The organism is Blautia sp. CAG:257, from assembly GCF_000433815.1.
GTDB classification, from domain to species: domain Bacteria; phylum Bacillota; class Clostridia; order Lachnospirales; family Lachnospiraceae; genus Blautia_A; species Blautia_A caecimuris.
On the sequence record NZ_HF999087.1, the window covers coordinates 1 to 20451 of the forward strand.

The 20451-nt window shown below is 45.2% G+C and carries 19 protein-coding genes and 1 pseudogene; all 20 read left to right on the forward strand.

Annotated elements, in window-relative coordinates; translation table 11 throughout:
• The first annotated feature begins 132 nt into the window (after nt 1–132).
• The 20 genes and pseudogenes from QVP40_RS10705 to QVP40_RS10795 all read left to right on the forward strand — a co-directional run bounded on the left by QVP40_RS10705 (nt 133) and on the right by QVP40_RS10795 (nt 20295).
• Nucleotides 133–1596, forward strand: coding sequence for a UDP-N-acetylmuramoyl-L-alanyl-D-glutamate--2,6-diaminopimelate ligase (locus QVP40_RS10705; RefSeq protein ID WP_022068414.1), 1464 nt, complete (start codon nt 133–135; stop codon nt 1594–1596).
• A 28-nt stretch (nt 1597–1624) separates the two neighbouring features.
• Complete coding sequence (gene priA, locus QVP40_RS10710; protein WP_022068415.1) at nt 1625–3838, forward strand: replication restart helicase PriA; 2214 nt, start codon at nt 1625–1627, stop codon at nt 3836–3838.
• Between the two features lie 124 nt (nt 3839–3962).
• Nucleotides 3963–4439, forward strand: coding sequence for a peptide deformylase (gene def / locus QVP40_RS10715; RefSeq protein ID WP_022068416.1), 477 nt, complete (start codon nt 3963–3965; stop codon nt 4437–4439).
• 3 nt (nt 4440–4442) lie between these two features.
• Nucleotides 4443–5408: a methionyl-tRNA formyltransferase gene (fmt, locus tag QVP40_RS10720; protein WP_022068417.1), complete on the forward strand. Its 966-nt coding sequence runs from the start codon at nt 4443–4445 to the stop codon at nt 5406–5408.
• A 6-nt stretch (nt 5409–5414) separates the two neighbouring features.
• A complete protein-coding gene (locus tag QVP40_RS10725; protein ID WP_022068418.1) occupies nt 5415–6116 on the forward strand; it encodes a zinc metallopeptidase in 702 nt (233 codons plus the stop codon).
• On the forward strand, nt 6109–7461 hold the full coding sequence (gene rsmB / locus QVP40_RS10730) for a 16S rRNA (cytosine(967)-C(5))-methyltransferase RsmB (RefSeq protein WP_022068419.1): 1353 nt from the start codon (nt 6109–6111) through the stop codon (nt 7459–7461). Before QVP40_RS10725 ends, rsmB begins: the two co-directional genes overlap by 8 nt.
• Before the next feature lie 4 nt (nt 7462–7465).
• Nucleotides 7466–8506: a 23S rRNA (adenine(2503)-C(2))-methyltransferase RlmN gene (rlmN, locus tag QVP40_RS10735; RefSeq protein WP_022068420.1), complete on the forward strand. Its 1041-nt coding sequence runs from the start codon at nt 7466–7468 to the stop codon at nt 8504–8506.
• Nucleotide 8507: 1 nt separating this feature from the next.
• Complete coding sequence (locus QVP40_RS10740; protein WP_022068421.1) at nt 8508–9254, forward strand: Stp1/IreP family PP2C-type Ser/Thr phosphatase; 747 nt, start codon at nt 8508–8510, stop codon at nt 9252–9254.
• Nucleotides 9248–11452 (forward strand): Stk1 family PASTA domain-containing Ser/Thr kinase, encoded by a 2205-nt coding sequence (gene pknB / locus QVP40_RS10745; protein ID WP_022068422.1) that lies wholly within the window; start codon nt 9248–9250, stop codon nt 11450–11452. The genes QVP40_RS10740 and pknB overlap by 7 nt, the downstream gene beginning before the upstream one ends.
• A 3-nt stretch (nt 11453–11455) precedes the next feature.
• Nucleotides 11456–12334, forward strand: a complete 879-nt coding sequence (gene rsgA, locus QVP40_RS10750; RefSeq protein WP_022068423.1) for a ribosome small subunit-dependent GTPase A — start codon at nt 11456–11458, stop codon at nt 12332–12334.
• Between the two features lie 4 nt (nt 12335–12338).
• Nucleotides 12339–13013: a ribulose-phosphate 3-epimerase gene (gene rpe / locus QVP40_RS10755; RefSeq protein WP_022068424.1), complete on the forward strand. Its 675-nt coding sequence runs from the start codon at nt 12339–12341 to the stop codon at nt 13011–13013.
• The gene (locus QVP40_RS10760) at nt 13010–13681 is read left to right on the forward strand and encodes a thiamine diphosphokinase (protein WP_022068425.1); all 672 of its coding nucleotides are present in this window, start codon (nt 13010–13012) and stop codon (nt 13679–13681) included. The genes rpe and QVP40_RS10760 overlap by 4 nt, the downstream gene beginning before the upstream one ends.
• Nucleotides 13682–13779: 98 nt before the next feature.
• On the forward strand, nt 13780–14943 hold the full coding sequence (locus QVP40_RS10765; protein ID WP_022068426.1) for an ImmA/IrrE family metallo-endopeptidase: 1164 nt from the start codon (nt 13780–13782) through the stop codon (nt 14941–14943).
• On the forward strand, nt 14937–15461 hold the full coding sequence (locus QVP40_RS10770) for a DUF4411 family protein (protein ID WP_022068427.1): 525 nt from the start codon (nt 14937–14939) through the stop codon (nt 15459–15461). Before QVP40_RS10765 ends, QVP40_RS10770 begins: the two co-directional genes overlap by 7 nt.
• A gap of 222 nt (nt 15462–15683) precedes the next feature.
• The gene (gene ychF / locus QVP40_RS10775) at nt 15684–16781 is read left to right on the forward strand and encodes a redox-regulated ATPase YchF (protein ID WP_022068428.1); all 1098 of its coding nucleotides are present in this window, start codon (nt 15684–15686) and stop codon (nt 16779–16781) included.
• A 12-nt stretch (nt 16782–16793) separates the two neighbouring features.
• Nucleotides 16794–17615 (forward strand): annotated as a pseudogene (lgt, locus tag QVP40_RS10780) (prolipoprotein diacylglyceryl transferase); the annotation flags it as partial.
• Between the two features lie 307 nt (nt 17616–17922).
• Complete coding sequence (locus QVP40_RS14015) at nt 17923–18009, forward strand: hypothetical protein (RefSeq protein WP_390428812.1); 87 nt, start codon at nt 17923–17925, stop codon at nt 18007–18009.
• 265 nt (nt 18010–18274) lie between these two features.
• Nucleotides 18275–18706 carry a division/cell wall cluster transcriptional repressor MraZ gene (gene mraZ, locus QVP40_RS10785; protein WP_022068430.1) on the forward strand — a complete coding sequence of 144 codons (432 nt, stop codon included), beginning with the start codon at nt 18275–18277 and terminating at the stop codon, nt 18704–18706.
• Nucleotides 18707–18744: 38 nt separating this feature from the next.
• On the forward strand, nt 18745–19719 hold the full coding sequence (gene rsmH / locus QVP40_RS10790) for a 16S rRNA (cytosine(1402)-N(4))-methyltransferase RsmH (protein ID WP_022068431.1): 975 nt from the start codon (nt 18745–18747) through the stop codon (nt 19717–19719).
• A gap of 9 nt (nt 19720–19728) precedes the next feature.
• Nucleotides 19729–20295, forward strand: coding sequence for a cell division protein FtsL (locus tag QVP40_RS10795; RefSeq protein ID WP_022068432.1), 567 nt, complete (start codon nt 19729–19731; stop codon nt 20293–20295).
• Nucleotides 20296–20451 lie beyond the last annotated feature (156 nt).

Below are 20451 nucleotides of genomic sequence, written 5' to 3' on the forward strand. Positions count from 1 at the left end.
ATAGGAGGGCTGTGGATAAAACTACGGAAACTCAAGAAAAGGAAACATTGAAAAGCCCCCCTGTGTGTGCTATTCTATAAAAGAGTATATTCAACGGCAGAATGATGCCGGATGCTTCTTGGAGGAAGAAAAATGAAACTATCAGCATTATTGGAACGTTTAGAATACACCTGCTGTCAGGGAACTGTTGAGCAGGAAGTAAGCACAGTTGTCTATGATTCCCGTAAGGTACAGGAAAACTCTCTTTTTATCTGTATCCGCGGTGCAGTTGTGGATGGACATAAATTTGTTTCCGATGTTATTGAAAAGGGCGCGAAGGTTCTTGTGGTGGAAGAAAACGTGCAGGCACCTGAGGATGTGACGGTGATCCTTGTAAAAGATACCCGGTATGCAATGGCCTTTATTTCCGCTGCTTATTTCGGTTATCCGGCAGAGCAGCTGAAAACCATTGGAATCACAGGGACAAAGGGAAAGACCACCACTACTTATATGGTAAAGTCCATTCTGGAAAACGCAGGATATAAGGTGGGACTGATCGGAACTATTGAGGCGATCATAGGAGAAGAAGTCATTCCTGCAGCAAATACCACCCCGGAATCCTATGTGGTTCAGGAATACTTCCGCAAAATGGTGGATGCAGGCTGTGACTGTGTGGTAATGGAGGTTTCTTCTCAGGGCCTGATGCTTCACAGAACCCAGGGCTTTGTGTTTGATTACGGTATTTTTACCAATATAGAGCCTGACCATATCGGACCAAATGAGCACAGGGACTTTGAGCATTATCTTTCCTGTAAATCCATGCTTCTGAAACAGTGCAGGGTTGGAATTGTGAACAGAGACGACGAGCATTTCCGGAAGATCATTCAGGATCATACCTGCGCGCTTGAAACCTATGGATTTTCGCCGGAGGCAGACTTAAGGGCAGAGGATGCGCATATGACAGGCGGAAAAGGCAGCCTGGGCATTTCCTATCACGTAAAGGGACTTATGGATTTCCCTGTAGAGATTGATATTCCGGGAAAATTCAGTATTTACAATTCCCTTACGGCTATTGCCATCTGCCGTCATTTTAAGGTTTCCGAAGAAAACATCATCCGCGCTCTGAAGGCGGCAAAGGTAAAGGGCAGGATTGAAATGGTAAAGGTATCGGACGATTTTACGCTGATGATCGACTACGCTCATAATGCCATGGCTCTGGAAAGTCTTCTGACAACCCTCAGAGAATATCATCCTCACAGACTCGTGTGTCTGTTTGGCTGCGGAGGAAACCGGGCGAAATCACGCCGCTATGAGATGGGAGAGGTATCCGGACGTCTTGCGGATCTGACAGTCATTACTTCAGATAACCCCAGATTTGAGGATCCTCAGGAGATCATAGACGATATTAAGACCGGAATTGCAAAAACCAGTGGAAAATATGTGGAGATCTGCGACCGTAAGGAAGCAATTGCCTATGCCATCCACCATGGAGAACCGGGAGACATTATTGTACTGGCCGGAAAAGGCCATGAAGATTACCAGGAGATCAAAGGGAAAAAATACCCCATGGATGAGCGCATCCTGATCGCGGAGATCCTGGAAGAAGACAGAAAATAACTGTCTGGCGGCAAGAAAGAGAGATTGCATGATTTATGCAGATATTATTATAGACATATCCCACGAAAAGCTGGACAGAAGCTTTCAGTATATAGTTCCTGAGGAACTGGAATCAGAGATACGTGTCGGTATGGTTGCCGCAGTTCCCTTTGGAAACTGTCAGCGAAAGGGATATGTGATCGGACTTTCCCGGGAACCCAAAATATCACCGGAAAAGCTGAAGCCGGTTGGGAAGCTTCTCAGCAGTCAGGAAACAACAGAAGCCAGGCTGGTTTCCCTGGCTGCCTGGATGAGGGAGCGTTATGGCTCCACAATGGCTCAGGCTCTGAAAACCGTGCTTCCTGTAAGAGAAAAGATCCGGGCAAAGGAAAAGCGGATGATCTGTCTGAATGTGGAAAGGAAAGAGGCGGAAACGCTTGCCCAAACCCTTGAATCCGGCAGGTGTAAGGCCAGAGCAAGACTGGTCAGGGCTTTGCTGGAAGAGGGAAGCCTGGATTATACAGAAGCTGCGGCAAGGCTCAGGATAAATGCTTCTGTTCTGAAGCCTCTGACAGAAAAAGGAATTATCCGTATAGAGCAGGATGAAGTATACCGTATGTCTGTGGACGGGGATGTGATTCCAAGAGAAGAGCTGTCCGTTCTGACACCGGTACAGCAGAGAGCCTTTGAAGAAATAAAAAGGGAGTGGGACAGACCTGCTCCCCGTCCGGTTCTGATCCATGGAATTACAGGAAGCGGAAAAACTCAGGTGTATATGAAGCTGATACAGACGGTGGCGGAAAAAGGACAGCAGGTGATTGTTCTGATTCCGGAGATTGCTCTTACTTATCAGACAGTGAGAAGATTTTACGGATGGTTTGGAGAAAAAGTCTCTGTACTGAATTCCAGGCTTTCGCCCGGAGAGAGGTATGATCAGTTTAAAAGAGCCAGACGCGGGGAAATACAGATTATGGTAGGTCCCCGCTCGGCTCTTTTTACCCCGTTTTCAAATCTTGGACTTATCATCATTGATGAGGAGCATGAGCAGACCTACAAAAGTGAAAGCAGCCCGAGATATCATGCCAGAGAAACGGCAGTCCGGAGAGCTTTGATGGAAGGAGCCAGGGTTGTGCTTGGCTCAGCGACTCCTTCTCTTGAAGCATATACAAAAGCTGTTTCCGGGGAGTATGCGCTGGTAAAAATGACAGACCGGTATGAAAAACGTCCTCTTCCTGAAGTATCAATTGTAGATTTAAGGGAAGAATTAAAAGCAGGGAACCGGTCGATTTTAAGCAGAAAGCTAAAAGCGGCCATTGAGCAGAGGCTTAATGCAGGAGAACAGACCATGCTGTTTTTAAACCGGCGCGGTTACGCGGGATTTGTATCCTGCCGTTCCTGCGGGGAGGTGATGAAATGTCCTCACTGTGACGTCGCTCTGGCTGAACATAACAATGGAAAAATGATCTGTCATTACTGCGGTTATCAGAGGTCAAAAGCAGAGGTATGTCCCTCCTGCGGTTCGCCGTATATCGGAGGATTTAAGGCGGGAACTCAGCAGATAGAGGCTGTTCTTCATAAATGCTTTCCAAAAGCCGGTATTCTGCGCATGGATTACGATACCACCAGAACAAAAGGAAGCTATGAACAGATTCTTTCTTCCTTTGCGGCCCATGAGGCGGACATTCTGGTGGGAACTCAGATGATCGTCAAGGGACATGATTTTCCGGATGTGACACTGGTAGGCGCCATAGCGGCAGACCTTTCTCTGAATGCTTCTGATTATCAGTGCGCAGAAAGAACCTTTCAGCTTCTCACTCAGGCGGTGGGAAGATCCGGAAGAGGAAAAAAGCCGGGAGAGGCTGTGATACAGACCTATCATCCGGATCATTACAGCATCCAGGCTGCGGCAGAGCAGGATTATGAAAAATTTTATGAAGAGGAAATGAGCTACCGTACTCTTCTGGACTATCCTCCTGCCGCGCACATGCTGTCTGTTCTCGGATCCGGAGAGGATGAAGAGCTTCTGGAAAAAGGAATGGACTTTCTGAGAAAGTTTGCGGAGAGAGTCAGTCCGGGGAAAGAGCTTCATATTATCGGACCTGCCTGGGCTTCCGTAGGAAAGGTAAACGATGTGTACAGAAAGGTCCTGTATCTGAAGCACAGCCAGGAAAGTGTTCTTCTGGACATAAAAAATAAATTTGAAAAATACATAGAGATCAATTCCGGTTTTCGGAAATTACATATACAGTATGATTACATCTGATGCACAAAGAGAAGTCTTACGGCAGAGATACGACGATACAGAAAACTGCCGGAAGATACTCCGTGCAGGAATGATGATCTGCAAAAAGTACACAAGAGAATCACCATAGAAGGGAGAATGAATTATGGCACTTAGAAAAATAAGAACTGAAGGGGATCCGGTATTAACAAAGGTAAGCAGACCTGTAACAGAAATGACACCCAAGCTCCGCACACTGATTTTTGACATGCTGGATACCATGTATGAGGAAATGGGAGTGGGACTTGCTGCTCCTCAGGTGGGTATTCTGAAGCGCGTGGTCACTATTGACGTAGGAGACGGTCCGATGGTTCTTATTAATCCGGAGATTCTGGAAACCTCCGGAGAGCAGACCGGAGACGAAGGCTGTCTCAGCGTTCCGGGAATGGCGGGACAGGTTACACGTCCAAATTATGTAAAAGTAAAGGCTCTTAATGAAAATATGGAAGAGGTGGTCTATGAGGGAACCGAGCTTCTTGCAAGAGCCTTCTGTCACGAGATCGACCACCTGGATGGAAAAATGTACACAGAGCTTGTGGAGGGAGAACTTCACAGAACGGTTTATGATGATGACGAGGTGTAAAATATGAAAATTGTTTATATGGGAACTCCGGATTTTGCAGTGCCGCCTCTTGCCGCTCTTGTAAAAAACGGATACGAGGTTACGGCAGTTGTAACGCAGCCGGATAAGCCAAAGGGCAGAGGAAAAACTCTTCTTCCCACCCCGGTAAAGGAGGAAGCACTGAAACACGGGATTCCGGTATATCAGCCGAAAAAAGTCAGAGATCCGGAATTTATGGAAGTTTTAAAAGAACTGAACCCGGATATTATTGTTGTGGCAGCTTTTGGTCAGATCATTCCCAAGGCGATTCTGGAGCTTCCGGAATTTGGCTGCATTAATATCCATGCCTCTCTTCTTCCCAAGTACAGAGGCGCCGCGCCTATTCAGCAGGCGGTTATTGACGGGGAAAAGGAATCAGGCGTAACCATTATGCAGATGGGAACAGGAGTGGATACCGGAGATATGATATCTCAGGCAGCTGTCGCTCTGGATGAAAAGGAAACCGGAGGAAGCCTTTTTGACAAGCTGGCTGATCTGGGAGCAGACCTTCTGGTAAAAACTCTTCCTTCTGTTTTTGACAGAACAGCAGTGATGGAAAAACAGCCGGAGGAAAGTCCTACGCCATATGCTTCCATGATCACCAAGCAGATGGGACTTATGGACTTTCGTAAAAGCGCTCAGGAGCTTGAACGTCTTGTCAGGGGCATGAACCCATGGCCGAGCGCTTATACCTTTCTGAATGGGAAAACCTTTAAAATCTGGGAGGCTTCTGTAGTATCTGTGCTGAACGGAGACGGAAAACCTTTAGCAGCGCCGGGAACTGTGATCGCGGCAGATTCAGACAGAGAAGGGATTCATGTTGCCTGCGGAAAAGATATTCTGGTACTGACAGAGGTACAGCTGGAAGGAAAGAAACGTATGGACGCGGCGTCTTTCCTCAGAGGATATCAGGTGGAGCCGGGAACAGTTCTGAGAGATCATAAGGAGTGATAAGACATGTACGGATATGGTTTTTATTATGACAGAACATATATACTTCTGATAATAGGAATGCTTCTTTCTGTGGCTGCCTCTGCAAAGCTGAAAAGTACTTTTGCAAAGTACAGAGGTGTCAGAAGCGCTTCCGGGCTTACCGGAGAACAGGCTGCAAGAAGAATCCTTCAGGCGGCAGGCATTACAGACGTACAGGTGCGCGCTGTGTCGGGAAGTCTTACAGACCATTATGATCCCAGAACAAAAACAGTAAATCTTTCTCAGGATATCTTTGGCCATTCGTCTCTGGCTGCAGTGGGAGTGGCGGCTCATGAGTGCGGACACGCTATTCAGCATGCCATTCATTATGCGCCTCTGGAGATCCGAAGCGCCATTGTTCCTCTTGCAAACTTTGGAAGTACATTGTCCTGGCCGCTGTTTTTCCTGGGGCTTATTATGAGTATCCGCCCTCTGATCACAGCGGGAATCATTCTGTTTTCTCTGGCAGTTCTGTTCCAGCTTGTGACTCTTCCGGTGGAGATCAATGCCTCTTCACGGGCTCTGCGTATGCTGGAAACTACGGGGATTCTGGGAAGAGAGGAAAATTCAGGAGCGAGAAAGGTTCTGACAGCAGCAGCTCTTACTTATGTAGCGGCGCTGGCATCATCAATTCTTCAGCTTTTGAGGCTGATTATTCTTGCAGGAGGACGTAGAAACGATGACTAACGGCATCAATACAAGAGAAATGATCCTGGAGATCCTTCTTCAGATCGACGAGGAGGGGGAACACAGCCATATTGCCATCCGTAATGCGTTGTCAAAATACCAGTTCCTTCCCAAGCAGGAGCGCGCCTTCGTAACAAGAGTGTGCGAGGGAACTCTGGAATACAGGATTTATATTGACTATATTATTAATTCTTTTTCAAAGATAACAGTAGATAAAATGAAACCGCCTATCCGCGAGATCCTGAGAAGCGCTGTATATCAGCTGAAATTTATGGACAGGGTGCCGGACAGCGCTGTGTGCAACGAGGCAGTAAAGCTTGCACAGAAAAAGGGCTTTTATAATCTGAAGCCTTTTGTAAACGGAGTTCTCCGTACCGTGGCAAGACAGATGGACGAGCTTGAGTATCCTTCCAGAGAAAAGAACCTGGTAAAGTATCTTTCTGTAAAATATTCCATGCCGGAGCCGCTGGTGCTCCGGTGGCTGAATGTGTATGGCGAGGAAACTACAGAAAAAATGCTGGCGGATTTTCTGGAAGAAAAATCACTGACTGTACGCTGCCGTACATATCTGAATTCTGTGGAGGAAACCTGTGAAAGCCTTCGGGCGCAGGGAGTGACTGTGGAGGATGCTCCGTATCTTCCCTATGCAAAAAAAATCTCGGATTTTAATCATATTCTTGCGTTGGATGCTTTTATCCAGGGAAAGATCATGGTTCAGGATGTAAGCTCCATGCTTGTTGCGGAAATTGCCAATCCTTCAAAGGGAGATTATGTGATCGACCTCTGTGCGGCGCCGGGAGGAAAAAGTCTTCATATGGGTGATAAGATGGAAGGTTTTGGAACCGTGGATGCCCGGGATGTGAGCCAGTATAAGGTGGATCTCATCGAAGAAAACATACATCGCGCCGGAGCAATCAACGTTCAGGCAAAGGTAAAGGATGCGACTGTATTTGACGTGGATTCGGAATGTCAGGCAGATATTGTACTGGCAGATGTGCCGTGCTCCGGCTATGGAGTCATTGGCAGGAAGCCGGAGATCAAATATCGTTCTACTGCGCAGAAACAGGAAGAATTGGTGATCCTCCAGAGGAATATCCTGGACAAAGCTGCTGAATATGTCAAGCCCAGAGGCGTGCTTATTTTCAGTACCTGTACCATTGCAAAAGAGGAAAATGAAGAAAATATGATGTGGTTCATGAACAATCATCCTTTTAAGCTGGAAAGCATTGACGAGTATATTCCGGACGAACTGAAATCCGAGACAACTGCTCTGGGATATCTGCAGCTGCTTCCGGGCGTTCATGGAACAGACGGATTTTTTATTGCAAGATTCAGAAGGAAATAGATCAATGACAGATATTAAATCAATGACACTGACAGAACTGAAGGAGCTGATGACAGAGCTGGGGGAAAAGCCTTTCCGGGCAAAACAGATTTACAGCTGGCTTCATGAGCATCTGGCAGCTTCCTGGGAAGAAATGACAAACCTTCCAAAAAGTCTGAAACAGAAACTGGAAGCTTATCCTATCACGGCTCTGGAAACAGTGGACGTACAGATTTCAAAAACTGACGGTACACGGAAGTATCTGTTCCGGCTCAGCGATGGAAATATGATCGAAAGTGTGCTTATGAAATATAAATATGGAAACTCTGTGTGCATTTCCTCACAGGCAGGCTGCAGAATGGGCTGCAGATTCTGCGCATCCACCATCGGAGGGCTTGCCAGAAATCTTCTGCCTTCTGAAATGCTGGATCAGATCTACCGGATACAGGCATCCATAGGGGAAAGAGTTTCCAATGTTGTAGTCATGGGATCCGGAGAACCTCTGGATAATTATGATAATCTTCTGAGATTTATCCATATTCTTACAGAGGAAGGCGGACTTCATCTCAGTCAGAGAAATCTGACTGTGTCCACCTGCGGACTTGTACCGAAAATGTATGAGCTGGCAGAGGAGAAGCTTCAGATGACTCTTGCAGTATCTCTCCATGCCCCAAACGATGAAAAAAGGCAGGAGCTGATGCCGATTGCAAAAAAATACAGTATGGATGAGCTTCTGGAGGCATGCAGGAATTATTTTGACAAAACAGGACGGAGAATTACATTTGAATACAGCCTGGTAGCAGGGGTAAACGACAGCGAGGAAAATGCCAGGGAGCTGGCAGGCCGTCTGAAGGGACTGAACTGCCATGTAAACCTGATTCCCGTGAATCCTGTCAGAGAGCGTTCTTTTGTGCGTTCTACACGTCAGGCAGTGGAGAATTTCAAAATAAATCTTGAAAAATGTGGAATTAATGGTACTATTAGAAGGGAAATGGGCAGCGACATAGACGGTGCCTGTGGGCAACTAAGAAAAAGGTATATGGAAAAAACAGAAAGCGAGAAGTGACATGAGGGTATATTCAGCTACAGATGTGGGGCAGAAGCGGAAAATGAACCAGGATTATGTGTTCGTGTCCAAAGACCCGGTAGGAAATCTTCCCAATCTGTTTGTCGTTGCTGATGGAATGGGCGGTCATAACGCGGGAGATTTTGCATCTTCCCATGCAGTTCAGATATTAGTGGACGAGATTCGGAAAGACGCGGATTTTAACCCGGTCAAGGTGATCCGTCATGCCATTGAAACTGCCAATGCGGAAATTCTGACCCGCGCGCAGGAAGAGGAAGACCTCAGAGGAATGGGGACTACAATTGTGGTGGCAACAATTGTGGGACATTATGCATATGTGGCAAATGTGGGGGACAGCCGCCTGTATCTGATTCAGGGGCAGATTCACCAGGTTACCAAAGATCACTCTCTGGTGCAGGAAATGGTGAGAATGGGAGAGATCAAGCCGGAAGAGGCAAGAAATCACCCGGACAAAAATATCATTACAAGAGCGCTGGGAGCGGAAAGAACTGTTGATATTGATTTTTTTGATCTTCAGCTGGAGCCGGGAAGCACGATCCTGATGTGTTCCGACGGACTGAGCAACATGGTAGAGGACGCTAAGATTGAAGAAATCATACAGAATGAGACAGACCAGCTGCCGGAAAAAGGAGAAAAACTCTTAAGAGAAGCAAACCAGAACGGCGGCAAGGACAACATTGCAGTGGTTTTAGTAGAACCATTCACAAATGAGGTGGACAAATGTTAAAAGCAGGAATGATCATAGCGGAGCGTTATGAGGTTTTAGGGAAAATAGGCACAGGCGGCATGGCCGATGTGTATAAAGCAAAGGATCATAAGCTGAACCGTTTTGTTGCGGTTAAGGTGCTGAAGCCGGAATTTCGGGAGGACAAAACCTTTATCCGGAAATTCAGAAGCGAGGCTCAGGCAGCAGCCGGACTGACACATCCGAATATTGTTAATGTATTTGACGTAGGCGATGATGAAGGCGTTTATTACATTGTCATGGAACTGATAGAGGGAATCACCCTGAAGGAATATATTGCAAAAAAAGGAAAGCTTTCTATTAAAGAGGCGACCAGTATTGCAATTCAGGTTTCCATGGGACTGGAGGCAGCCCACAATCATGGAATCGTTCACCGTGATGTGAAGCCTCAGAATATTATCATTTCCACAGACGGAAAGGTGAAGGTAACAGATTTTGGCATTGCCAGAGCAGCTTCCTCCAATACGATCAGTTCCAATGTGATGGGATCTGTTCATTACAGTTCACCGGAGCAGGTGCGCGGCGGCTACAGTGATGAGAAATCTGATATCTATTCACTTGGCATCACTTTGTACGAGATGGTTACCGGACGCGTTCCCTTTGACGGGGATACTACAGTAGCCATTGCTATCAAGCATCTGCAGGAGGAAATGGTTCCTCCAAGCGTTTACACAGAAAATCTTCCTTACAGTCTGGAGCAGATTATTTTTAAATGCACACAGAAAAGCGTAGGACGTCGTTACGAAAAAATGGAGGATGTGATCGCAGACCTGAAGCATTCTCTGATCGATCCCCAGGGAAATTTTGTAAAGCTGAACGATGTAGTGGACACAGATGCCAAGACCGTTGTGATCTCAGACGAGGAGCTGGGCGAGATCAAACACACTCAGAAAAACAGGACAGCTCAGAGAAAACCTGAAGTAGAGATGCTTGAGGAAGAAGAATACGAGACCGACTATGACGACGGTGATGATGACAGAGAGTATGAGCGCAGACGCGCTGCAGAAAGAAGAAAGAAGAAAAAGAAAAAACGCAGAACTACAAGCAGAGCAGTAACAATTGTCGCACTTCTTGCCGGAGCGGCGGTTCTTGCAGGCGGCGTATTTCTTATTGTGAAAAATACGGGCGTTTTTGACAAGACAGAAGAGCCGGGACAGGTGCAGCAGGCAGACAATAAAGACGAGGACATGGTGGAGGTTCCGGATCTTGTAGGCAAGACTGAGGAAGAGGCTAAAGCTCTTGTGGAGGCAGTAAACCTTGGCAAGCAGATGGTTGGAGAGGAAGCTTCCGACCAGGAAAAAGGAAAAATTTCTTCCCAGGATATTCCGGCAGGAACAAAGGTTGAGGCATATACAACTCTGAAGTATTATGTCAGCAAGGGCCAGGAAGAGCTGACGATTCCGGAGTATGATGAGACAGTAACTGCATATGCTTATCAGAATTCTCTGGAGGATATGGGACTTACTGTAAACGTTCAGAAAGAATACAGTGCGGATACAGATGATACGGATGGAATGGAATGGCCGGATGTGGAACCGGGATATGTGATCGCAGTTTCTCCGGAAGCAGGTTCTGTTGCAAAATCAGGAGACACTGTAACTCTTACTGTCAGCAGAGGACTTGACTGGGGAGATGGAGCTCTGGTTCCGAATGTTGTAGGCAAAACAGAGGAAGAGGCTGTGACAGAGTTTGGTAAGTGGTTGGAGATCAATATCACGAAGCAGCAGAGTGCGGATGTACCGGCAGGTCAGGTTATTTCTCAGTCTCCGGAAGCAGAAGAAACCGCGAATCCGGATGAGCCGGCCAGTCTTGTGGTAAGCTCCGGAGATCAGCCGCCTGAAGCAGAACCGGCAGCAGACAGTTCTGGAGCACAGACAAGCGCAGACACCTCTGCTCAGCAGCAGGCAGCGGCAAACGGAGAAGTATGGAAATGTACACAGAGTCTGAATACGCCTCAGGACTACAAGGGAGGCGCGCTGCGTCTGGAGCTGATCCAGGAAGTAAACGGAGAATCCGAGGCAACTACAGTTGTAGACGGAGAGACTCTTACCTTCCCTTACAAACTGGATATTACAGGAAGTCCGGGGGTAAGCCAGGGAACTCTTTCTGTATCTGAAATGATCAATGGTGAATATCAGCAGCTTGGAACCTATCCTCTTACCTTTGAGAAAGCAGAGTAATGCATGGAAGGTAAGATCATAAAAGGAATTGCCGGTTTTTATTATGTACATGCAGAAGACGGCAATATTTATGAATGCAGGGCAAGGGGAATCTTCCGAAAGGATAATCAGAAGCCTCTTGTAGGTGATAATGTGGAGATCACTGTGCTGGATCAGGAAAAAGCAGAGGGAAATCTGGTAAAGATCCTCCCTCGCAAAAATTCTCTGATCCGTCCCGCAGTGGCCAATGTGGATCAGGCATTTGTAATTTTTGCCATGGATGATCCAAAACCGAATTTTATGCTTCTTGACAGATTCCTTATTATGATGGAGCAGGCCGGTGTTCCGGCAGTGGTCTGCTTCAACAAAAAAGATCTGGCAGAGGAAAAAGAAATCCGGGAGCTGTATGACACCTATTCCGGCTGCGGATATCAGGTCCTTTTATCCAGCGCTCTTAAGGAAGAAGGGCTTGAGGAAATATATAAAATCCTGAAAGGAAAGACCACAGTTGTGGCAGGCCCCTCGGGAGTAGGAAAATCTTCTCTGACAAATCTTCTTCAGAAGGAAGTTCAGATGGAGACAGGAGAAATCAGCAGGAAGCTGAAGAGGGGCAAACATACTACCCGTCATTCCCAGGTGATTCCTGCAGGAGAAAACACCTATCTTATGGATACGCCGGGATTCTCGTCCCTGTATCTTACAGATATGGAAGAACAGGAACTGAAGGATTATTTTCCCGAGTTCCGAAAATACGATGATCAGTGCCGTTTTCTGGGATGCAGACATATCCATGAGCCGGGCTGCCGTGTAAAGGAAGCCCTTGAGGCAGGAGAGATCAGCCGTCTCAGATATGAGGACTATTTAGCATTATATGAAGAATTAAAAGAGAAAAGGAGATATTGATTACATGGACTATCATTTGTGTCCCTCAATTTTATCAGCAGATTTTAACCGTCTGGGTCAGCAGATACAGACTCTGGAAGAGGAAGGCGTAAAATGGCTTCACATTGATGTTATGGATGGAGATTTTGTTCCAAGCATCTCTTTTGGAATGCCGGTGATCCGTTCTATCCGAAAAGAGTCAAAGATGTTTTTTGACGTACATCTGATGGTATCTGCTCCGGAACGTTACATTCAGGACTTTGTAGACTGCGGAGCAGATTCTATTACTGTACATGCCGAGGCATGTGAAGATCTGGAACGCGCCATTGAGCTGATCCGTGATGCAGGAGTAAAGGTTGGCGTTTCCATTAAGCCGGCAACTCCCGTAAATGATATCAGTCATCTTCTTGATGATGTGGATATGGTTCTTGTCATGACTGTACAGCCGGGCTTTGGCGGACAGAAATATCTCAGCGAGTGTACAGAAAAGATTGAGGAGCTTCGCGAACTGATTGACAGGGAACATGCAGATGTTGATATTCAGGTTGACGGCGGAATCAATGATGAAACCATGGAAACAGTTATGAAGGCCGGAGCCAATCTCCTTGTGGCAGGATCTTATGTATTTAACGGAGATCTTGCTTCCAATGTAAAACATATTACAAAAAGAATGCAGCATATTAAAGAAGAGATTGAATGAGACATATCATGAAACATGCAGTCATTGTAAGCGGGGGCAATATCAATACAGATTTTGCCCTCGATTTTTTAAAAAAAAATACAGATGAGAATACGTTGCTGATCGCAGCAGACAGAGGCCTGGAATTCTTTGAAAGAACAGGGCTTGTTCCTGACATTGCGGTAGGAGACTTTGACAGTCTTTCTGAAAGCGGAAAAAAATTTCTGGAAACGCTCAGCAATACGGAGATTATAAAGCTTCGGCCGGAAAAGGATGATTCGGATACCCAGTCGGCAGCCTGCCTGGCTATGGACAGAGGCGTGAAGCAAATGATCATCCTGGGCGCCACAGGAAACAGAGTGGATCATCTTCTTGCAAATTTCGGGCTTCTTGTTCTGGGAAGGGAAAGGGGCTGTGAGATCATCCTTGTGGATCCCTGGAATTACATGAAACTTATTGAAAGCGGAACTGTGCTGAAACGGTCTGAACAGTTCGGAAAATATGTGTCCTTTTTTTCCATTGGAGGAGACGTACCAGGACTTACTCTTAAAGGCTTCAAATATCCACTGAACCGCCATTATCTGACCGCTTCCGACAGCGGCCTTACGGTCAGCAATGAGATTGCCGAAGAGGAGGCTGTGGTAGAGTTTGAAAAAGGAATCCTTCTTATGCTGATGACAGGGGATTGAATGTAACAATATAAAATTTTAAAAGTTTATAAAAAAGTAGTGTTTCTGACAAACTCTTGATATACTATAATTAAGTATAGGTGGAAGGAGGAGGTATTATGCCAACAGTAAATGTGAATGTACAGCCGGCAATCATTAGCTGGGCACTTAGTCAAACTAGCGAAGAAAAGTTGGGTACAAAGCTTATGGAAAATATCAAGCAATGGCTTGATGGCACAAAACGTCCGACTTTTAATCAGATAGAAGATTTCAGTAAAAAATCTCACATTCCGCTAGGATATTTCTTTTTGCAGACACCGCCAGTTGAACAGATTAGTTTATTAGAATATAGAACACTTGATAGTATAGAACTAACAAATCCAAGTCGGAATTTAATTGACACTATTCGTGAGATGGAAGCAGTTCAGGAATGGATGATTGATTATCGAAAAGAATGGAATTATGATGTAATTAATGTTGTTGGAAGCTTAAAAGATTTCACAGACATAAAGATAATCGCAGATACAATTCGTAACGATTTAGGACTTACTGTTGAATGGTATGGGACATGTGCTAATTCTTCTGAAGCATTCAATAAGGTAAGAAAGCTTTTGGAAGATTGTGGAATTGTTGTGATGATGAATGGTATTGTTGGTAAAAATACCCATCGAGTATTAGATGTAAATGAATTTAGAGCGTTTGCAATGGTAAATGAATGGGCACCGTTGATTTTTATAAATGGTGCAGATTCTGCAGGTGGAAAATTATTTTCCTTGTTTCATGAGACGGTACATCTTTGGATTGGAGAAAACGATTTATATAATGACAGAAGATATTCTATAAATGAAACAAAGCCGATTGAGTTTATTTGCAATGCGGTAGCGGGAGAGTTAATGGTACCGGAAAATGTGTTTCTTCAAAAATGGAATAGTAATACAAATGACGATATACATGAAAGGATTAAGGTACTTGCCAGAATGTTCCGTTGTAGTGGCAGTGTCATTGCTCGTAGAGCTTTAGATAATAAGAAGATTGATAAGAGCGTATATGATCGGGTGATAGCAGATGCTATCGAAGCGTACATTCAAGCAAAAAAAGAGGGAAGTTCTGGTGGTGATTATTACAGAGTTGCTCGTAGCAAATTAGATAGTGTTTTTGTACGTGCATTATGTGAAAGTGTAAATAGTGGTAGAACTTCTTTTGCGGAAGCTTACCGATTAACGAATACTACTAGCAAAACATTCTCTGAAGTTGCAAGTGGACTTGGAGGTGTTTTATGGTAAATTCATCAGAAAAATTTTTGATTGATGCAAATACATTGATGACAGCGTCAAGGTTCTTTTATGCTTATGATTTGATTCCTTCATTTTGGGGAATTTTTGAAGAAAAGATAAAAGCAGGTAATATAGTTCTGCTTGATATGGTAAAAGCTGAAATTGATAAGGGGCAGGATGAGTTAAAACAGTGGGTATCTGAAAGAAAAGATGAATTTCAGATTTGTAATCATGTTGATTCAGAAATAATCCCTAAATATGCAGAAGTAATGCAATATATTCAAGAATGTGGTTTTTACAATGAAAAGGGTTTGAATGATTGGGCCAGAAATGAGGTTGCCGATCCATGGTTGATTGCAGCAGCTGCTGCGAAAGGATATAAATTGATTACCTTTGAACAGTCCGCAGGACCATTAAATGTTAAGAATAAATGTGGACGTGTGAAGATACCGGATGTTGCGAAACACTTTAATGTAGAAGTGCATACTTTATATCATATGATGCGTCAGCTCAAGATGAAAATTTAATAAAAAATGAATTGCACCCAGGTAGTTGAAGATTGCTGCTTGGGTGTATTTTGATATAATCAAATATAAGAGAGATAAGAAATGTGGCGGAATTTTAAACTGAATATTCACAAAGATATTATGGTATGGTAAAATATAAGGCAATGTATTAAGGCTTCCTGAAAAGAAAGCGGTTATTATGCTGAAAAACAGTCAAAAGATTTGTAGGAGGAAATATAAAACATGAAGCTTGGAATCGTCGGCCTTCCTAACGTAGGCAAAAGTACACTTTTTAATTCTTTAACAAAAGCAGGAGCGGAGTCAGCCAACTATCCCTTCTGCACCATTGATCCCAATGTAGGCGTGGTTACAGTTCCGGATGAGAGACTGAAGCTTCTGGGAGATTTTTACCATTCCAAAAAAGTAACCCCGGCAGTGATCGAATTTGTGGATATTGCAGGACTTGTAAAAGGAGCGTCCAAGGGCGAGGGTCTGGGAAATCAGTTTCTGGCAAACATCCGTGAAGTAGACGCTATTGTCCATGTGGTGCGCTGCTTTGAGGATCCGAATGTGATCCATGTAGATGGAAGTATTGATCCGATCCGTGATATTGAGACTATTAATCTGGAGCTTGTATTCTCTGACCTTGAAATTCTGGAAAGAAGAATCGCAAAGGTTACAAAAACAGCTAGAATGGATAAGGAAGCAGCCAAAGAGCTTGACTTTCTTCAGAAAATAAAGGCTCATCTGGAAGACGGAAAACTGGCAATCACTATGGAACTGGAAACAGAAGATGAGGAAGCCTGGATGGGAACTTATAATCTTCTGACCTGGAAGCCGGTGATCTATGCGGCAAATGTGGCTGAGGACGAGCTGGCAGACGACGGAGCGTCCAATCCTCATGTAAAGGCAGTGAAGGATTATGCGGTTCAGCAGAACAGCGAAGTTTTTGTGATCTGTGCAGGAATCGAGGAAGAAATCTCCGAGCTGGATGATGATGAGAGAAAAATGTTCCTGGAGGATCTCGGGCTGACAGAGTCCGGTCTTGAAAAGCTGGTTCGCGCAAGCTATCGCCTTCTGGGTCTGATGAGCTTCCTGACCTCAGGAGAGGATGAGACAAGAGCATGGACCATTAAGATCGGAACAAAAGCGCCTCAGGCAGCAGGAAAGATCCACACAGATTTTGAGCGTGGATTTATCAAGGCAGAGGTTGTAAATTATCAGGATCTTCTGGACTGCGGCTCTTATGCAGGAGCCAGAGAAAAAGGCCTGGTTCGTATGGAAGGAAAGGAATATGTGGTTCAGGACGGAGATGTGATCCTGTTCCGTTTCAATGTATAAGCAGGTGCGTGTATGAATACATCAGTACGATTCCCAAATCTGGATATTGATTTTGGTTTTGTGGGAAGATCGGTTTCTGTTTTCGGATTTGAGCTTACTTTTTTCGGGCTTCTGACAGCAGCAGGCATGCTTCTTGGACTTGCCGTAATGATTTTTGTGGCAAAAAAGCAAAAAGAGGATCCAAACCTTAGCCTGGAAGCAATGATTCCGGCTTTTGCAGGCGGTGTGCTGGGGGCGCGGTTAATGTACGTGGCTCTGAACCGGGAGATGTTTGCGGGAAAATCAATAATAGAGATTGCGGATATCAGAAATGGCGGAATGTCTATATACGGCGGTATTTTAGGCGGAATCCTGATTGGCGCAATTTACTGTAAAATCCGGAAAATCTCCTTTGCACAGGTGGCAGATACTGCCAGTATGGGATTTCTGACAGCGCAGATAATAGCAGTGTGGGGAAACTTTTTTAACCGGGAAGGCTTCGGAGAATATACGGACAGCCTTCTGGCTATGCAGATTCCTGCAGATGCAGTAAATAAGGCTCAGATTTCCCGGCTGATGGCCGGTCATCTGGCAGAAGCAGACGGTATTTCCTGGATACAGGTACATCCTCTGTTTCTGTACGAGAGTATCTGGTGCCTGGCGCTTTTTCTGATCCTTCTGCTGTACACAAAACACAGAAAATATCCGGGAGAGATTTTTTTAAGATATCTGGCAGGCTACAGTCTTGGACGGGCAGGGATAGAATTTCTTCTGCCGGAGCCCGTGACTGTTCCGGGAACAGAGATTCCGGTGTTCTCGTGTGTTCTGCTTGTTCTGGCTGTTATGTTTGGAATTACGGCTTCTGTTCGCAGAAGTCTGACAAAAAAACGGGAAAGGCACAGAACCCGCAGGAGAGAGGAAAAAAGAGCTGTTCTGAACTATGATGATATTCAGACTTACGAGGACGTATCTCATGAATTTATGGGAACAGATATCACAGACGAAATTAAAGAGACTGAAGAAAAAGAGGTTCCTGAAGATGCAGAAGTGGAGGAAAAAACGGATCAGAGAGTCTCTGCCGGATCAGGCAGCAGAACTGAAGAAGTTGAATCAGAAAAAACTGAAACGGAAGATACAGAACTGCCGGAGAAAGCTGAACGGGATGATCCAGAACAGGGAAGACCTTCCAAAATGTCTGAGGGAAAGCCGGAAGCTTGACAGGCTGATTGAGAAATTTCAAAGCATATAACAACGAAAAAGGATTCTGTGGCAGGTTTGCCGGAGAATCCTTTTTATGATGGAAAAAGCCGGAAAAGACCGGATTTTTTTAAAGGGAAAAAATAAAAAACCTGATATTCCCACTTGTAATTTCAAAGTAAATGGGGTAGAATGGGTTCATAAGTGGTAGAAAGTGGTGAATAGTGGTAGTGAATGGAGGGAATATGGCAGACCCATCCGTTTCTGCTGGAAAGTACGAAGGGGAGAATCGTACTTTGCGAGAGTAGGTGAGTTACATGTTCATGGGAGAATACAACCATACAATAGACGCGAAGGGGCGTCTGATCATCCCGGCGAAGTTCAGAGAGCTTTTGGGAGAAGAGTTCGTTCTGACCAAGGGACTGGATGGTTGTCTTTCAATTTATCCTATGGATGAATGGAAAGCCTTTGAAGAAAAACTCAGAGCCTTACCACTTACAAATAAGAATGCAAGAACCTTCTCACGATTCTTTGTTGCAGGAGCCACAATGTGTGAGCTGGACAAGCAGGGGAGAATTCTCGTGCCTCAGACGCTTCGGGAGTTTGCTGGTCTGGAAAAGGACGTGGTCTTAACGGGAAATCTGAACAGGATTGAAGTCTGGAGCAGAGAAAAGTGGAGCGAGAACTGTAATTATGATGATATGGACAGTATTGCAGAGAGTATGCAGGACATGGGTATCATCATTTAAGTATTACGCCGGAAGTAAATCCAACACAGGAGACGTATATGGAATTCAGACACAAATCTGTATTACTGGAAGAAACCATTGAAGGTTTGAATGTAAAGCCTGACGGAATCTACGTGGATGGAACTCTGGGAGGTGCAGGGCATGCCGTAGAGGTGTGCAGCAGACTTTCTGCCAAGGGGAGATTTATTGGAATAGATCAGGACCAGGATGCAATAATTGCTGCGAGTGAAAGGCTGGCTGCCTATGAAGACAGAGTGACGATCATTCGCAGCAATTATTGTTACATGGTAAACGAGCTTAGAAACCTTGGTATTCATCAGGTAGACGGAATATTGCTGGATCTGGGAGTATCTTCCTACCAGCTTGACAATGAGGAGCGCGGATTCACTTACAGGGTAGACGCGCCTCTTGACATGCGTATGGATCAGAGACAGACCCGTACAGCAGCTGATATTATCAATGGTTATGAAGAAAAAGAGTTGTACCGGATCATTCGTGATTACGGTGAAGATAAATTTGCGAAGAATATTGCAAAACATATTGTGGCTGCCAGACAGGAAAAGCCAATACAGACTACGGGAGAACTGACGGAAATTATCCGCCGTGCGATTCCCATGAAGATTCAGGCAGCGGGAGGACATCCTGCAAAGAGAACCTTTCAGGCTGTCCGTATCGAGCTGAACAGAGAACTGGATGTACTCAGGGAGTCTTTGGACGGAATGATCGGGATGCTGGGAGATGGAGGAAGGATCTGTATTATTACATTCCATTCTCTTGAAGACAGGATCGTCAAGACTATTTTCCGCAAAAATGAAAATCCCTGTACCTGCCCTTCGGATTTTCCGGTATGTGTGTGCGGCAGGAAGTCCATGGGAAAAGTGATCACCAGGAAACCGATCTTGCCCGGAGCAGCGGAACTGGAGGATAATTCCCGGTCAAAGAGCGCCAAGCTGCGTATATTTGAACGCAGAGTGGAGCAGCAGGAAGATTTAGTGAATGTTAAGGAAAGTTAGTGATAGAAAATGGACAGGACAAACAGAGCGGTGACAGCCAGAAGAAGCAGAGAAAATGTCAGAAACGCCCAGGGAATGTATGTGGATGGAAATACAGTAAGACGTCTGCAGGAAGTACCTGAAAGAAACATACCGGCTGTACGGGGAACACAGGACAGACGGCAGAGGAAGACTACAAAAGCTTCTTCGGCAAAAACGGCGCGCCGTGCACATGCAGTCAGCAGAGAGACAATGAGAAACCGTCAGAAAGCCATGAGCATGGGGCGGGGATTTGTTTTTTTTCTGACAGTGATCTCTGTGGCAGTTCTGTTCTGCTGTGTGAATTATCTGCAGCTCAGAGCGGATATTACAGGCCGGATCAAAGATGTGGCAGTGCTGGAATCCGAACTCAGTGAACTGAGGGAAGAAAATAACGCTTATGAAAGCCAGGTGAATTCCAGTGTGGATCTGAACAGGATCAAAAAAATAGCCATTGGACGGCTGGGAATGAACTATCCCAGAGAGGATCAGAAAAAGACATACAGTATGTCAAATAACAGCTATGTGAGACAGTATCAGGACGTACCTGACAAATAAGAGGTGAGAATTTGGGAAACGACAGGAGGACCAGAAGAAGGAAACCCCGGCAAAAAATAAATCATCAGATGAAAGGAAAGCTGGCAGGACTGTTTGGAGCAGTGCTGCTGGCTTTAGTTTGTTTGTTGGGAAGAATTACCTATATTAATGCAACCA